This window comes from Caballeronia sp. SEWSISQ10-4 2 (assembly GCF_030464885.1).
Classification (GTDB): Bacteria; Pseudomonadota; Gammaproteobacteria; order Burkholderiales; family Burkholderiaceae; genus Caballeronia.
On record NZ_JALPRJ010000081.1, the window covers coordinates 19,089 to 34,668 of the forward strand.

The following is a 15,580-nucleotide window of genomic DNA, read 5'->3' on the forward strand; positions in this document are numbered from 1 at the left end:
AGCCATGTTCGCCAATACCAATCTCGGCGTGTTGAATTTTGCGTTTCCGGACGTCTGCAAATTGTTGCCGCTTCCGATCCCCTTTCCATTCCCGAATTTCGCGTTGTCGTTCACGCATATCCCTTCGGTGTTCAACGTGATATTCGGCGGCGGGATCGCAGAAAACCTCATGACACAAGGCACATTGAGCCTCGGTGACATCTCCGCCGGCGGCGTCATTTCGCAAATCGAGATGGGTCCTGACCGGCCGATTATTGGCAGCTTTAAGGTCATGGTGGGTGTGATGTTCGCCACACGCCTGACGAGCATCACCATGCAGAACGGCATGCCGCCGAATGCCGTGGGCATGTCGATCACGCCGGCACAATTTCGCGTGATCATCCTGTCGTGAAGCGCCTTGTGAAGCTGCTTCCAGAAGGCTTGCTCCGTGCGATCAGGGTTCGCCCCTCGCTCCTGCTTGCGGCCGGGTTGAGTGCGGCCGTGCTCGTCGCCGGTTGCAGCTGGTTTGGGCCGACCCGAACCGCGTTGCACGAAGTGACCGTGGTCGCTCAGAGCGGCGCCAACAACAAAAGCGCGACCAGGGTCGACGTGGTGTTCATCTACGACACCGTTAGCGCGGCGGCGTTGCCGCGCACCGGACCTGACTGGTTTAACCATCGCGATGACCTGCGCATCGCGATGGGTTCGAAGATCGACGTGGCGTCTGTGCAATTGCCTGCCAACCAGGTCGTTGCGCCGGTGACCATGCCCCAGCGCTACGAGAAGGCGCTGGTGGTTTATTGCTACGTGAACTTCGTGGCCGCGGCCGGGCAGGGCGTCGCAGACCTGACGCAGTTCGAGCGCGTGCGCATCACGCTTTCCCCCAACACCGTGACGTACGACGGCACTCGATGAGCGCCGTCCATGCACATGCCGTATCGAGGACTCCATGACCCGGCCGACCACACCCGCAGACCTTCCGTATGGCGTCCAATGGTCCGAAGGACTGCTGCTGTCGCCGCAGCACCTGCAACAGAACGACCGTTTCTGGCAAGCGCAGATGCGTTATCTGATCGAGCGCGCCAATCCCGACTTCGTCGGTGTGCGTGCGCTCGAACTTGACGAGGGCTTGCTTGAAAAAGGCCGCGTTGTCGTGCGGTCGATCGAGTGTGTGCTCGACGACGGCACGCCGATCCTGCTGTTGAAGGACCGGGATAGCGCACTCGAACTTGACGCAACCAAAGTGCTTGTCGAGGCCGGCGACCGTGCATACATCTCACTGGTCTTGCCGGTGCGCGGCGACGCAGCGGCTGCAGCGGGCAGCATGAACCGGCGTTACGCATCGGTCGACGGCGTGCCGGCCGTCGATGAAAACACCGGCACTGGCCCCGTGGCCGTCGCGCGCCTTAGGCCGGCTGTGCGCCTCGACCCAGACTGGACACCGGGCGCCAATCTGCTGACCGGTTGCAAGCTGTTCGAGCTCGAGCGCACCGCGCTCGGCAGCTTCCGGCGGACGGCTTATCATCCGCCGCTGGCGTCGCTCGCAGCATCGGGATTCCTGAAGGAGCGGGCGCTGCGTCCGCGTGTAGAAGCGTTGCGCGACCTGGTGCGAATGAAGCTGCGCGAGATTGCTCAGGTAGGCGAAGGAACGTCGCAGGATCCGTCGACGGGCGACCCTGCGCTGGTGATGGCAGCTCGCTGTCTCGCGATGATTTTGCCGAGTCTCGACGTGCTCGGCCTGGGCGCGGATGTCGCGCCGCGCGCGCTTTACCTCTTTCTGGCGCAGGCCACCGGCCAGATCGCGGCGCTGGATGCATTGCCAGATCCGCCGGTGCTGCCGCCCTACAATCACCTCGATTGCCAGCCGGGCTTCGATACCGCGCTCAGCTTCATCGAGACGCGCGTGCAGGCGATCCGGCCGAGCTTCGAGCGATTGCCGTTCGAGCGCGATGCGCGCGAGGGCCGGGGCGAGTTTTCAAGAGTGTTGCCGACCGACGTGGGCGATACGCTGTTGATTGAAGTGGTTCCCGCAAACGCCCAGACTCGGGCCGATCTCGAACGCTGGATGGAGGGCTGCACGATCGGCCATCCCCAACTGCTCGAACAACTTGACAACCGCCGCATGCCGGGCGCGGGTGCGAGCCCGGCGCTCGCGCGCCACAAGGGCTTGAATCCGGCCGCGATGTACTACGAGATCCGCAACGAAGCGTTCGACTTCAGCGACGGTATGCGTCAAGTATTCACGCCCGGCGAGCCATTGACGATCCGGGGCGGCGGACGTCACGCCGGGGCGCACGCGCCGGCGGGAATCGTGTTGTATCGCGCGCCGAACCGTGCCGGGCAGCGCGGCAATCACGACGGTCCCGCACAGGGAGGCCGCACGTTGGGCCACGGACAGCGCGATTCACGTGACCCTGCGCGCGATCCGTCAGCCACGCCAACCCACGACGCATCGTTACGCCAGGCAAGGCAACCACAGCCACAGCCACAGCCGCCGCAAGACGGCGAGGGTACCGGGCATGCACGCTACTGAGCGCGAAGGGCCGCGCACGCGGCTGCCGCTATACAGCTACTTCTGCGACTTTTACGCGATGCTCGTAGACGTGAAGCAAGCGCTATCGGCGACTCCCACCACGGCCTCCGCGTTGCAACGCGCGCCCGAACTTGAGCCGGCGGCCGTGCACGAGCGGCTGCTTGACCAACTGCGCGCGCAATACAGCACCGTGCAAAAGGACTGCACGCCAGATCAATGCGACGTGTACCGCGACGCACAGTACGCCATGGCCGCACTCGCCGACGAGCAACTGCTGCTCGAAATCGACTGGTCCGGCCGCACTGCGTGGCTCGACCTGATGCTCGAAAGCGCGCTGTTCGACACGCGCATCGCGGGCGTGCGTTTCTATCGGATGATTGATCGTCTGCTGGCCGTGCCCGCGCCGACGCAAGCGCATGCAGAACTCGGCCTGGTGTTGCTAGGCGCAATCGATGTCGGTTTTCGCGGCGCTTTGCGTGGCGTTAATGAAGCGGACGTGCTCACGCAGCGTCGTCAGGAACTGGTCAAGTTCGTGCGCGAAGTGCGTCGCGATCAGCCGGGCAGCCATGCATTCGAACAGGCCTATGAACATACGCTCGAGCCGACCTTGCCTGAGCCCGCGGATTGCCGCCTCGCGCCGCTGTCGCCCTGGTTTAACGCAGCGCGGCTGGCGCTCGCCGTGTATCTGGCCGTGGCAGCCGTGATCTGGTTCGGTGCGATCTTGCCGTTTCGATACCGGGTGGCCGCCGATACAGCCGCTTCGCAGGAACGCCCCGCGCTATCCGCGCCTGCCGCCATGAACGATTCCAGCGACGACGCTGGGAAGCGGGCGAGAAGGGCTGCGCTAATGACATCTGGCAGCCATGGGCGACGCGCGTCCGACCATCCGACCGAGGCGTGGGGGGCAGTGCGGGTGATGACGGTCAGCACGGGATCTGTATCGGCGGAATCAAATCAGGGGATGTCGTCAATGCGACCGGAGCCGGTGTCACCGGGTGTCGGCGTGCCCATGAATTTGTCGCAGGGAGGCGCGCAGTGACCGTCGTCTTTGGAATTTTGCTAGCGATCGGTGTCGTGCTGGGTGCGATTGCCGGCTTGCTGATCTGGCGGGCTCGCAGCGCGCCGCAGCCGCCTGTTGCGGCACTGGCCGACAGTCAGGACGCTTCGGATACGCCGGCCACCGGCTGGCTCGCCACTGTGCTCGCCGCAATTGACTATGCACGCACCCGCAGGGCGTGGCGATATGGCCTGCCGTGGATACTGCTGCTGGGCGAGCGCGGCGCAGGCAAGACCAGTTTCGCGCTATCGGCCGGTGCGCTTGTGCAGTTGCGTCCTGACCGGCGATATGCCTCATTGCAGGTGCCCGGCAGCGTGTGCGCGGTGATGAACCACGGCATGCTGATCGATATCGACGGGGAGGTGTCGACAACATCGGCGAGCGCGACGGTAACGGCTGCAGTGACTGCAGGAAAGCCGGCCACAGCCATCGTCACGGTCGCACCCGGACCCGCAGCCGCTACATCTTCAGCGGCAAAGAAGGCGCAATTGCGCTGGCAAAACGTGTTGTCGTCACTGGTCGACTTGCGGCCCGAGCGGCCTGTCGACGGCATTGTGCTGACGGTATCGGCGCGCACGTTGCTCAACGCCGACACCGACGCGCTTGGCCGTTGCGCTGCCGATGTTTATCGCCAGCTCTGCGACGTACAGGACACATTCCGGTTCGTACTGCCGGTGAGCGTGGTGGTGACCCAGTGCGACCGGATCGACGGTTTCGCGGCGTTCTGGCGCGCGCAGCCGGCGGAGTTGCCAAAGCAGATGTTCGGCTGGTCAGCACCGGCACTGGCACCCAACGACACCCCGCGCGAATGGAGCAACGCCGCTTTTGACACGGTGATTGAACAACTGCGCTCGCTGCAACTCGATAGCGCGGCGCACGCCCAAGCGAACCTGAGGGTCGGCGACCACGACGGCATGCTGATGTTTCCCGCGCGTCTCGATGCACTGCGCGCGCCGCTCGCGCAATGGCTGAGCACTGCGTTTCGTGCGACCGTCGATCGGCCGGGCCATCTGTGCCGCGGCATCTATTTCACCGGCGACGCCCAAGGGGCGGGACTGGCTGCACGCAATGACGTCGCGTTCGTCGAGGGTCTGCTGGACGACAAGGTGTTCGCCGAGCAGGGCGCCGCACGCGTGATCCGCGCATCCGCCTGGTCGCGCAACCGGTACCTGCGCGCATTTCAGGTGGGCGCGGTGAGCATCGCTGCCGCGCTCGCGATCGGCTTGGGTATCGCCGGCATTCGCCTGTACTCGACCGTCAATCAGCTCGACAAAGCGCTTGTGCAGTTGCAGACAGTGCCCGCTTACGGCGGCGGTGTGTGTCCGAGCGCGAGCGAAATTTCGACGCTGCTGATGTCGGTACGCGACCTGAATACCCGGTCGTTCGATCTCGCGAATCCCTGGTCGTGGCCCTGGTTCTGGAATCCGCTGCGCAGCGGTGCGGCGCAGGTCGTCGCGACGCACGTGTTCGCGCGCGTGATCCTGCCGGGGCTCGGCTGCCAGCTCACCGTGCGTGCGCAGGATCTGCTGGCTCTCGGCCAGCGCAGCGCGACCCTGCCCACCGACAGCGGCGAGCGCGTGCGTCTCGCGCGCGAAGCGTTAAACGCTCAGTTGCGCGCCGTGACCGATCTCGAGGCCAGTCTCGGCACCTTCGAAAAAGTCGCGAGGCCGTTGTCGGGCGCGGCCACCGAAGTGGACCTGAACCACTTCGCGCAACTCGTCAACTTCGCGTACGGCCTGCCCGTCTCGCTCGTGCTGCAACAGAGTCACGGTAATGGCCTGACCGATGGCGACAGTGGCCTTCTTGCCGCCGCGCTCAGTTCGGCGTCGACCGGGTATCAGCCAAACTTGCCGGCTAATCTCGCCGACATCTACGCGTCGCAACTCGCGCGCATGGAGCGGGAGTTGCGTGACGCGCTGGTCGCGGAGGCATCGGCGGGTCAAACGCTGCTGACGAACCTGATCGCGGGCACAGGGGACCCGGCCGCGCAAACCCGGCAACTCGTGTGGTGGCTCGACTGGACCCGCGACCAGTGGCTCGGCTCGACGGCTCAGCAGGCGCAACGCAACCTATGCGGGCAGATACGCACCGACCTGCGCCAGCAGGTCGGACAACTGGTACTGACCGATTCGTCATCGACTCGCCACGCGCCAGGTGCCGGTGATGCGCCCGCAACAAGCGGTTCGGCCGGGGCTGTCGGGGGTGCCGGGGATGCCAGGGGTGCCTATGCGTCCCCGTATCGCACGCTGCTCGGAGACACCGACACCACATTTTCTGCCATCGGCTGCGATGCGCCGGTGTACGCGGTGCTCGACGCTCTGTCGGTGCCGCCATACGATCCGCTGATGGTGCGGGCCCGCGGCGAACGCATTTTCAACCCGGCGTTCGCGACCGAGTTCACGGGGCTGACCGCGCTGTCGCAACTGCATTTCATGCAAGCCACGCAGACCCGCGGAGCCTTCGCATGCAGCGCGGACGGGGCCAGTTCGCGCGGCTGGAATGTGGACGCACTCGGCGACGCCACCGCTTACGTCGATGAATACCGCCGCTTCGCACAGCGTCTCGGCCTGAGGCCGTCGAATGCGCCCGGCGCGCGGCCCCTGTACGGGCAGATCGCCGCCAGGCAGCTCGAAAATGCGTTGAACCACGCACTCAACGATGCACAACGCGCACCGCCGCCGAGCGCAGGGGTATGGCCGGCGGGCACCGCATCGACGGCCCTGAGTCCGGTGCCGTTCGACGAACAGGCTCTCGCGCAGGCAAGCCGCGAACTCGCGCGCAGCCTCGCGCCGCTGGTATCGATCGAGCGCAGCTATAACGAATTCGGCTTCTCCGGCAGCTATGCGGCGCTCTCGGGTTGTCTACAGCAGTTCTCGGCGAACCGGCTTTCGACCGTCAGCAGTCTGGCCGTGCAAAGCCAGTTGTATCGCCCGCAGACGGGCACCACCGGGCCGGAGTTCTTCGACCTTGGCACGGTGGCCGTGACGCGCGATTACCTCGCCCGGCAGGTCGCCCGAGGGCAAGTGCTGGCCGCGTATGCGGCGCCTTTCGCGACGCTGTCGCAGAACTCGGGCAACGCGGCCAACGCCGGCCCGAACGTGCAGACGGCAGGCTACTGGAGCAATTCGATCGCCGAGGTCAACCGCTATGTGCCGTCGGGAGACCCGGCCAGCCAGATGGGGCAACTGGCGTCGCTGTTCGTGGATCGCCTGAACGGGATGACAGCGGACAACTGCGGCGCGCGGCTGCAGAACCAGCCGGCCACGCCCGCCGACGGCGACAATGATCTCTTTGCGGCGCTGCGTCGCAGCCTCGTGACGTACACCACCATGCGATGCCAGGGCAGCGACACGGATGCCTTCGACAAGCTGTTCGCGCTATTCGATGCAACTCTGGCCGGCCGTTACCCGTTCGCCCTCGCGAGTGCGCCGGACGCGTCGCCGCTCGCGGTGCGCGACTTCTTTGCCGCCTATGCGCAACAGAGTGCAGTGCTGCGGGCGCAACTCAGCGTGCTGCCGAGATCGCAACAGGCGCCGGTGCGCGAGTTCCTCAGCCGGCTCGACGACAGCCAGAAGTTTTTCTCCGCGAGTTTGCGTGCGGACGGCAGCCTCGCCGTGCATCTGAATGCTTCGTTCAATGTGCGTCAGAGCGCCGAGCGCGGTGCCGATCAGGTCATCGGATGGACGCTGGGATCGGCGAGCCAGTTGTCAAGCTACCCTAATGGTCCGACAGGGCTCGACTGGATCGCCGGACAACCGCTCGTGCTCGACCTGACATGGGCGGACCTGTCGCGCTGGGCGCCGTACGCCGACGCTGATCTACCGGGCGCGCCGGACGTCGACGGCCGAACCGCGACCTTCACAGCAGGCGGCACGTGGGCGTTGATGCGTTTCGTGCAGCAGCATGGCGCTGAGCGCGGCGCGTCGCCTGCGGAAGGCATCACCTTGCGCTTCAGCGTACCGGTTGCAACGGCGGCGAGCCCGGGATCAAGCCGGCCGCCGGCTTCCACGGCGGCGCCGGTGGCGGCAACCAGCATTGCACAGCTCATGGTCAATCTGCAGTTGCAGGGCGTCGATACGACTAGTCATACGGTGACCCCGCTTACGCTGCCGAATTTTCCACCGAACGCGCCGGTGCTGCACGCCAGGCAGGCGAGCGCGCGTGGCTTCGCCTACAACGCGCAGATTCCCAGCATTCCGTCATTGCCGCCGTTGCCGCCTGGCCTCGATGCCGAGCCGCCCAACACGGCTGCCGCGAACTAAGGCGGTTACGAACGTCACGAATGTCACGAACAGGAGTTTGAAATGGATCATGCGCTGGACTATGCCAATGGATTTTTTGCCGCGGCATACGGCACCGATTGCGCGACGCTGCTCGCGCCGATCGATTCCGCCCGTCCTCAGGGCGACGCGCTGCGCGGCACGCCCGAGTGGCAGGCAATCAGCCGTGCACGCGAGTCCGATGACGCGTCGCTGCCGCAAGGCGTATGGATACGGCAGTTGAAGCGCGCGGCCTGGAACGATGTGGCGAGCGCGACACTCGTTGCGCTCGCGCGTCGCAGCAAGGACTTGCAACTGTCGATCTGGCTCGCCCAGGCGCTGTTGCACGAACACGGTTTCGCAGGATTCGCGGCCGGCGTGACGATTATCGATGCACTGTGCGAGCGATATTGGGACTTGCTGTATCCAACGATCATCGGTGGCGATCTTGAGCATCGGTCGAATCTTTTTCGTTGGCTTAACGAAAAGCTCGCCGCACCGGTGCGGCTCGTGCCGCTGACCTTCGCTGCCGAGACCGCATCGACAGGCGGGGGCACGCGCCAATACACATGGTCCGATTGCGAGCAACTGCGGCGCCAGCAGCAGCCGGCCTTTGCAGCTAGCGTCAAGGGCGATCCCGACAACACCGGTGGCGTCGATGCCAGCGATTTCGCGAAGGCGCTTGAATCGACCCCGGATGATGCGCTGCTGGGTACGGTTAGCGCGCTTGGGCAGGCTATTGGCGGGTTGACGAAGCTGGGCAGGACGCTCGACGTCTGCTTTGAAGGCGATGCGCCTGGCGTCGGTATGTTGCGCGGCCAGCTTGAACAGATTCACGCGTTCGTGGCAGCGGAGCTCATGCAACGCGGGGTGTCGTTGGTGCCGGAGAGGGGCGATCAAGCGGGCTCCGATACAACCCACAACAATATCGCGGACACGATGTCCACTACCTTAGTGGCAGGATCAGCCACCGCACTCGACACGCTGACCACGACGATCGCAGCCGCAGAAGCAGCGTTAGTCGATGCCCCCTACGCTTACACGGAAAGCTCGCTGCAAACCGCGCCCGTCAACCCGCGCAAGCTTGCCTATGCGCAATTGGCCGATGCTGCCGCCGCGCTGGCCGAGCTCGAACCGCATAGCCCGGTGCCCTATCTAATCCGCAAGGCGGTCGAGTGGGGCACGCTCAACACGGCGCAGCTTTATAACGAGTTGTTTATCGAGGGGCGCGGCCAGCTCAACGTCTTCGAACTGCTTGGCCTCGGGGCGCCGCAAACGGTGGACGACACAGTGTGAGATTAGGCGGATCAAGTTGTGCGAGCGCGCTGGTCGCACTGGAAAGGAGATCGTGATGGCAAGCGTGTATGAGGAACAATCGATGGGTATGGCGCATTTGCGCATTGCGCTGGTGAGCGATCGCGGCCGCGCGGATTTGCTGGCATGCCGCGTCCACGGCTACGGCGCAGCCGTCGGCGAAACCTTGTGGTTCATGACAGACAGCCGCCAGAGCGCGGACGTCATTGCCTTTTTCTGTAGCGAAGGGTTCGCGCAGTTGAAGGTGTGTTTTGTACCGACGCGCGGCGAAGCGGGATGGGTGCACGCGCATCCACTGCGCGGACGGTTGCGACGCAGATGAGACTGAGAGGGAGCGGGGGTCTGGTCCGGCTTAATGAGCAGGCGGTGGGGGCGGCGGTAGCAGCACGACGGGCGGCAGGGCGGTCGACTTCAGATCGCGGCCCACTGCCAATTGATCGTCACTCGCGGCTTGGGCGGAAGGATAGTCCCCTATCGTGACGATCAGCGGCTGGCCACTGTCGCTGATCGGCACGATGGTCGTCTTATAGCCCTGTTCGCTAACCGAGTTGGCGAAGAGCGCGGCGGCATCGCTGGACGTGAACGTCGCGACCTGCAACGCATAGTGCCCTTTGGCCGGCGGTGGCACGGGCACCAGCAGATTGGCGATGGGTGTGGACGCAGCGTAGAGCGAGCCGGATGCCGCCGCAGGCGCCGCGCCAATTGAGGATGCAATCGCACCTGAAGCGGCGCTGGCCGCGGCGGGCCTCGATGTCGATGGCAGCGTGGTCGACAAAGCGGTCGATGAACCCGCCGCTTTCGATGCGTCGCCGGGAAAGCGCGCCGCGATTTCAGCGGCGATATGTTCGAGCGGTTCCTTGACGCTCGCGGGGGCAAGGGCGCCGGCGGCGAACATCGTGGCGCCGAACACAAGCAACAACAGCAGGAAGAAGGCTTTGAGCATCGTGGAGGCGCAGTGGACTTGTTGGCGGCGGCCTCAATCATAGAGAGCGCCGCGAGGCTTGGCGAGCGCTATCAAAACGCAACATTGACGGAAGTGGCACAGGACAATGAAAGAATCGAGCGCATCGAGCACTGCAGGCGTCAAGCGGAGTCGGACGGAGTCCACACAGAGGCCGCAGGACGTAGGCATGTCGACCAGGAAGACAGCCCGCAGCGCCAATCTGAGCCCTGGAACTGGCTCTCTGCCTGTCCCCGCGCCGGCCGTGCACCTCGCACCGCCTCCCCCTCAGATGGCGCTCGCCCCGATGCCAATCGCCGCCCGCGCTGCGCCGCTGCCCAGCAGCTCAGCGCGGGCGGCGACGACGCCTCGGAGCGCAGCGAAGCCAGCAGCAACGGTGCCCGCAGCCGCTAGCGGCAGGACCCGGGAGCCTAAGCAACCCTTCCACGCGACCACTCACGCTAAAGCTTTGTCCGAAGCGAACGCAAAAAAGCTAGCGGACCTCAAGCCTGGAGACCGCATTCCCGCATCGCGCATAACCCGAAGCGGATCATTCGTGATGGCGAGTCCGTCAAAAGACAGTACGAGTAAAAAACCTACTTGGGATGTTGCTGTCGTACATAGCGCACGAACATCGGCAATCTTAGCGCGTAAAGAATCGGCAGCATCAGCACCTGGTGGCAAACCTTCCCGTCGGAAATCTCAACCTATTTCTGGTTTTGTAACTTCCCCAGCGAGCGCGAATAACACTGAATACCAACATCCAGGGATTTCGTCTCAAAGCACAGGAGGCCATACGATGGAGGTGGAAACCTTCGTTGGCTCTGCCAGCGAGGGATTCACACATCGTTCCAATAGTACGCATTACAGCGCTAAAGCAGTGAAATTCAAAGAAAATCTCAAGAAATTCGCAAAGACAGATTGGGCGGGCGCCACGGGTGGAAAAAAGCCGGAAGATCTTCACCATAGTGAAACCAGTTTCGCATTTGCTAGCAAGAAGGAAGGTGAAGGCCATTTGCAACCCGGGCAAAAGCAAGTGCACGCGATGAGAGGCCGGTTAGACATGTGCGACTTTTGTTTCAAAGGATTTGAGAAAATCACAATGAAAAATACAAAAAGTACATTCATATCGTACACAGGCGGTAGCACGTTTAGAACCAACGAGAGATGGGCAGAAGCAGAGCTTCATTCAGTTCAACACGGACAACCCGGACTTAGTGTGCAGCGTCCCGAAGAAATGATGAAGCAAGCGCACAAAGATGCCTCTGTAGCTCGTGCAGATGTTGTTAAAGAATTTCGTCCACCGCCCGAGTGATTGGGATCTTGACCACTCGTGGCGTTGGTCTGCCTGGCATGGACATTCAGCCATGCGTGAAGGTGGTAAGAAATTTTCCGTTCGGTATTCTGATCATGTTCAAAGCAAGGCAAACGCTCTCAAGCAACGTGGAGAAATAATGCGGATAAGACACGAGACATCGCGCAATCCTGGGTGGCGAGCGGGGTGGCAGCCATGATCTGCGCAGACACACGTAGCGAGTTGCGATATGACCATGCGCCCGCGGGAATGCAGGCGCAAGCGCTCGCGCCTGCATCCTTCGCGTCTTGCGCGGTCGATGCCGTTCCACTCCGTTTCAGCGACGTCTGCCGAACGCTGCCGCGCGCAGCGCCACTCGCCGATGTGCTCGCGGGTCCCGCATGGGCCGATGCATGGGCGAGGGCGATCGTCTGTTTCTGGGAGACCGAACTCGCGCACGGAGCACTCGACCCGGCCGAGCCGGCTTACCTGTTCGATCTCGAACCGGGACGCGGCACGCTGGCGTGGCTGCTGACGTCGGCCATCGAGGAACGCCTGCTTTCGAGTACCGCCGCCGCGCTCAAGCCGCGCTATCTGGCCTGCGGAGAAGACGAAGACGACGCCACATTGTCGGCTCTGCGCGTGCATCCTCGATGGGCGCCGTCTATCGCCCAAGGCCGTTTCGGAACAGCGCGCTGGCATGTCGCCGAGGGCGGGGCGCTGCATCGCCATGGCGACGCCAACGCACTTGAATCGACGATCAATCCGGTGGTGGTGCTGGCACCCGGCTGGTTTTCCCATCAGCCGGCGGACCTGTACGCGGTCCATTACGGAGCTTGGCTGGAAGCGCGGGTTGAACAAGCCATGCCGCCAGACGAACCCGGCGTGCGTTTGCTGTCCTATGAATGGGATCCCGCGTCGCCTCAAGCGTGTGCGTCGACCTGGGCGCTGCTTGCCGCGCAGTATCTGGCTCGCCTCGTCAGCGCGCCTGTGATGTTGCCGACCGGCGCGGCTGTGCTGATCGATGCAATCCAGAGCGTTAGTGCCGGGCGCTATTTGCTGCTCGCCTGCGATATCGGTACGGATAACGAAGCTCAGATTCGCGATGGCGCGCTGGCGGCGCCGGAGGTGTGGCAGGGCGGTGAGTCGATGCTGCCCGTCAATTTTCACGCGCTCGCCTGGCGACAGCGAGGGGCCTGGGTGCATCAGCGGCAGGTCGGCGCGCATGGCCTGGTGCTGTATGCGGCGTGGTCCCGTGAAGGCGCAGCGCCGTCCACGATGGCTGGACAACGCGCATTGCATCGCATGCGCGACGCGCTCGATGCCTGCGTGCCGGATGACGCACTGCATCTCGCGCAGGCTGTCGAAGAGCTCGGCGAGAACGCTTCGTTCCCTACGCTGCTCTCGCTATTGCGAGCTTCGCACCACGATCCGTGTGCGCTCAGTGCGATGCTGCCGCAATGGCTTGAGCGCGCGTCGCTGCTGAGCCGCGACGCGCGACACGCGTGGCGCATCGCGCTCATTGAAACCTGGCGGCATCATCTGCCGGCCGAATCGTCGGCGCATTTCGAATCGAGCCTCGCAAAAGCGGCGGTCACGCTCGGTGCCTGGGGGCTCGCAAAAGATATCTGGCGCACCTCGCTGGCATTGGCCCACGATCCGTTTGTCGCGCACTTGCACCTCGCTCAATGTCTGGCCGCAAGCGGTGCCCTAGCTGACGCGTTGCCCCATCTCGAGAAGGCGAAGGCACAGGCGTACGCGTCCGGTAACGAGAGCTGCCGGACGCTGCACGACACACTGATTGCGCGTGCGGCGCGCTGGCGTGGACTTGACTGGTATCGGCCAGAACTGGCGCGCGACGCAGAGCTTGCGCTGGAACCGCTCGGCGCCGAACACTCGGAGGCGTTCCTCGACAGTTACGCCGATCCGCAGATTGCTGTGATGGCAAATCTGCCCGAGTTAAAGAGTCTCGCGGACGTGCTCATGTGGATCGAGGAGGAGGCCAACGTGCCGGGCCGTACGAGCTTCGCGGTGGTGGATGCGCAACGCGGCTTCGTCGGCGTGGCAAGTCTGTGCCGTGCGGGCGCGGCAGGTTTCTTCTACTTCTGGATCACCGCTGATGCGCAAGGCCAGGGCTTCGGCACACGCGCCGCGCGGCTTTTGTTTGCGCAAGCCCATGCCAACGGTGTCAGCGATATTTTCACGAACTCTTATTCGAGCAATGGCCGTTCACTCTTTGCGCTGCAACGGCTCGAGTTTCGTCGCTTGCCGGTGCAATCGACGAACGATCCGGGCGTCGAGTTCTTCCACCGCAGCGCAGTCATCAAGACCGTGGATTGCGCCGGCGAGCTTGATCTAGTGAATTCGATCAATTCGACCGCTTTGGTCACGCGACTCGAACGCTTATGCGTTGCTATCGACGCGCCTGCCGTATTTGTCAATGAAGCTGTCACGGTCAACGAATCTGCCTTAGCCGCTGAACCACCGGAGCATCACCATGAGTAATCGATTAAAGGGCTTCGCAACCCAACTGGCATCGCTCGTTACGACTACGGTTAAGGGGCCAACGACGCGGGCTTTTTCTTCTTCCTCTTCCGGCAGCAGCGGCTCGAAACCCATCGGTTTGTCGGAAGTTGCCAAACGTGCCGCGAATCACCTCCAGCAGCGTGACAGCATGCAGGATCTTATGGAAGCCGCGCACCGTCGTGAAGGCGTACCGATGAGCAGGACGCCCCTGACCCTGTCCCCGGTATATCGCGTTGATGGAACCCCCACCGCCAAGAAAACGGCTCCGCCGTATTCCACTCCAAAGTCCAGCATGGATGAAGCAACGTCGAGCATTACACCGACGCATATGGGACCGGGAGGAGCGAGCGTCGAGCAGCATATAGCAGGCAACCCGGTGCATAAGTTCCTATCGCCGTTCACATCGGTATTTAGTCCTAAGGACATGCCGAAGTCGATGCTGAGCGGAATGTTGAAATGGGGTGCCGAGACGATAAAAATCGATCCACACAAGGTGCCTGAAATGATCTCACCGGCCGAAGCGCAAATGGAGATACGACGCAAGCCCAACGCGGAGTCGTTGAAAACAGCGACGACGAAAAAGGGCGAGACTTGGCATTGGATGAACGACCCCATGTCCCACGATCCAGAACAACACGCTGAGCTAGGGGGACGCATCGCCAGTATCGGCATCGACCCAGGTCAGTCCAGCTTTACGAATAGCGAGAGAACACGGATTTTCAACGAACTCATGGGCGAGCACCTGATCATAGGACCAACCAGGCCCCACGCCGTCATGTCGGTGAGGCCGACCTCCAAGGCGTTAAGTGAGATTCGTCATCCCGATTCCGATGCGAAGTGGATGATGGATGCAATCAACGACTCGTCGAGCCGCAGGGGCTGACGGTTTGTGGCGGCACGTTGTTATGCCGGTAGGACGCATGGTATTACGGTGGGCAAGCCTCGTTGAGTAGCGTGCAAAAAACCTCGGCTTTCGCCAACGCTGGCTTTCGAGGAGAACTCGCGTTGGACCTGCCTCCTGACCTGACCGGTTGGGACAAGCGCGGCGGTAGGCCGCGAGCAGAGCGTGAATGTTGCCACTCAGGGCGTTGTTGATCGCGGCGAGGTAAGCGCCTGACTTTGCCCACGTGTCCCGCGACGCGTTTGGTCGCCGTTCGCGTGAAAAGCGCGGGAGCTGCGGGAGCTTTTTGTCGCGACCGTACGGGTGCGGCCTATTCGTCGGGAAAGCGCTTGTTGAAGCCTTCCAGCCGACTCTGGTATTCCTTCTTGCGTTCTACGTGGCGCCTATGGTCGTGCACGCCATTGATGGACCCGCCGGTGAGTTCGGTCAGCACTGACTCCCGTGTGACCATGTGCGACAAAGCTTTCCTGGTGTTGTGCTGGAGCTTCTTGGGATGCCGTCAAGATTCGGGCTGGTTTGTACGCTTGCGATCTGGAAAGTCCCACTGCATAAGGATCGGCACAAACCGTGCTTCGAGCGGTTGAGCAGGGGACGATCACATCACAGCAAGTGCTTGATTTGATTAATTGTGCAGCGCCGCTATCGTACGTTGGCGCCCGAATCTTGACGGCACCCCCACTAGTACAACATCCCGTAAATAGGTTGAATATTTAACGGCCTCGTTTATCATGGAGAGATGAGCCGAGGCCGTCACGCAACGCCAGTGAAGCTGGCGAA

General features: G+C 63.0%; 12 protein-coding genes. 10 read left to right on the top strand and 2 right to left on the bottom strand.

The genetic code is table 11. From position 1 onward, the window contains the following. Positions 1-4 precede the first annotated feature (4 nt). From M0D69_RS35685 to M0D69_RS35715, 7 genes are read left to right on the top strand one after another with little or no spacing between them, the layout of a single operon-like run. Positions 5-391 (top strand): PAAR-like domain-containing protein, encoded by a 387-nt coding sequence (locus tag M0D69_RS35685; RefSeq protein WP_301786534.1) that lies wholly within the window; start codon positions 5-7, stop codon positions 389-391. Between the two features lie 8 nt (positions 392-399). Continuing rightward, on the top strand, positions 400-894 hold the full coding sequence (locus M0D69_RS35690) for a hypothetical protein (RefSeq protein WP_301786535.1): 495 nt from the start codon (positions 400-402) through the stop codon (positions 892-894). A gap of 34 nt (positions 895-928) precedes the next feature. Then, positions 929-2,512 carry a type VI secretion system baseplate subunit TssK gene (tssK, locus tag M0D69_RS35695; protein WP_301786536.1) on the top strand — a complete coding sequence of 528 codons (1,584 nt, stop codon included), beginning with the start codon at positions 929-931 and terminating at the stop codon, positions 2,510-2,512. Beyond that, positions 2,499-3,551: a DotU family type IV/VI secretion system protein gene (locus tag M0D69_RS35700; RefSeq protein ID WP_301786537.1), complete on the top strand. Its 1,053-nt coding sequence runs from the start codon at positions 2,499-2,501 to the stop codon at positions 3,549-3,551. The genes tssK and M0D69_RS35700 overlap by 14 nt, the downstream gene beginning before the upstream one ends. Continuing rightward, positions 3,548-7,831, top strand: coding sequence for a type VI secretion system protein (locus tag M0D69_RS35705; protein ID WP_301786538.1), 4,284 nt, complete (start codon positions 3,548-3,550; stop codon positions 7,829-7,831). The genes M0D69_RS35700 and M0D69_RS35705 overlap by 4 nt, the downstream gene beginning before the upstream one ends. 42 nt (positions 7,832-7,873) lie before the next feature. Next, entirely contained in the window at positions 7,874-9,124 is a 1,251-nt protein-coding gene (tssA, locus tag M0D69_RS35710; protein WP_301786539.1) for a type VI secretion system protein TssA, read from the top strand. 55 nt (positions 9,125-9,179) lie between these two features. Next, positions 9,180-9,464, top strand: a complete 285-nt coding sequence (locus tag M0D69_RS35715; RefSeq protein WP_301786540.1) for a DUF6150 family protein — start codon at positions 9,180-9,182, stop codon at positions 9,462-9,464. A gap of 30 nt (positions 9,465-9,494) precedes the next feature. Here the strand turns inward: M0D69_RS35715 and M0D69_RS35720 are convergent, their stop codons facing one another. Continuing rightward, positions 9,495-10,085 (bottom strand): SPOR domain-containing protein, encoded by a 591-nt coding sequence (locus M0D69_RS35720; RefSeq protein ID WP_301786541.1) that lies wholly within the window; start codon positions 10,083-10,085, stop codon positions 9,495-9,497. A 796-nt stretch (positions 10,086-10,881) separates the two neighbouring features. Between M0D69_RS35720 and M0D69_RS35725 the strand changes: the two genes are divergently transcribed. The 3 genes from M0D69_RS35725 (at position 10,882) to M0D69_RS35735 (ending at position 14,785) form a co-directional block, all read left to right on the top strand. Beyond that, a complete protein-coding gene (locus tag M0D69_RS35725; protein WP_301786542.1) occupies positions 10,882-11,397 on the top strand; it encodes a hypothetical protein in 516 nt (171 codons plus the stop codon). A 195-nt stretch (positions 11,398-11,592) separates the two neighbouring features. Next, positions 11,593-13,881, top strand: coding sequence for a GNAT family N-acetyltransferase (locus tag M0D69_RS35730; RefSeq protein WP_301786543.1), 2,289 nt, complete (start codon positions 11,593-11,595; stop codon positions 13,879-13,881). Continuing rightward, positions 13,874-14,785 carry a hypothetical protein gene (locus M0D69_RS35735; protein ID WP_301786544.1) on the top strand — a complete coding sequence of 304 codons (912 nt, stop codon included), beginning with the start codon at positions 13,874-13,876 and terminating at the stop codon, positions 14,783-14,785. The genes M0D69_RS35730 and M0D69_RS35735 overlap by 8 nt, the downstream gene beginning before the upstream one ends. Before the next feature lie 328 nt (positions 14,786-15,113). Here M0D69_RS35735 and M0D69_RS35740 read toward each other — a convergent pair whose 3' ends face one another. After that, positions 15,114-15,254, bottom strand: a complete 141-nt coding sequence (locus M0D69_RS35740; protein WP_301786545.1) for a hypothetical protein — start codon at positions 15,252-15,254, stop codon at positions 15,114-15,116. Between the last annotated feature and the right edge of the window lie 326 nt (positions 15,255-15,580).

What these genes read in the sequence shown, in the direction of transcription:
- M0D69_RS35720 (WP_301786541.1), bottom strand. Translation starts at nt 10,085, where the DNA reads ATGCTCAAAGCCTTCTTCCTGCTGTTGTTGCTTGTGTTCGGCGCCACG.
- M0D69_RS35740 (WP_301786545.1), bottom strand. Translation starts at nt 15,254, where the DNA reads ATGGTCACACGGGAGTCAGTGCTGACCGAACTCACCGGCGGGTCCATC.
- M0D69_RS35715 (WP_301786540.1), top strand. Translation starts at nt 9,180, where the DNA reads ATGGCAAGCGTGTATGAGGAACAATCGATGGGTATGGCGCATTTGCGC.
- tssA (WP_301786539.1), top strand. Translation starts at nt 7,874, where the DNA reads ATGGATCATGCGCTGGACTATGCCAATGGATTTTTTGCCGCGGCATAC.
- M0D69_RS35685 (WP_301786534.1), top strand. Translation starts at nt 5, where the DNA reads ATGTTCGCCAATACCAATCTCGGCGTGTTGAATTTTGCGTTTCCGGAC.
- M0D69_RS35700 (WP_301786537.1), top strand. Translation starts at nt 2,499, where the DNA reads ATGCACGCTACTGAGCGCGAAGGGCCGCGCACGCGGCTGCCGCTATAC.
- M0D69_RS35730 (WP_301786543.1), top strand. Translation starts at nt 11,593, where the DNA reads ATGATCTGCGCAGACACACGTAGCGAGTTGCGATATGACCATGCGCCC.
- M0D69_RS35725 (WP_301786542.1), top strand. Translation starts at nt 10,882, where the DNA reads ATGGAGGTGGAAACCTTCGTTGGCTCTGCCAGCGAGGGATTCACACAT.
- M0D69_RS35735 (WP_301786544.1), top strand. Translation starts at nt 13,874, where the DNA reads ATGAGTAATCGATTAAAGGGCTTCGCAACCCAACTGGCATCGCTCGTT.
- tssK (WP_301786536.1), top strand. Translation starts at nt 929, where the DNA reads ATGACCCGGCCGACCACACCCGCAGACCTTCCGTATGGCGTCCAATGG.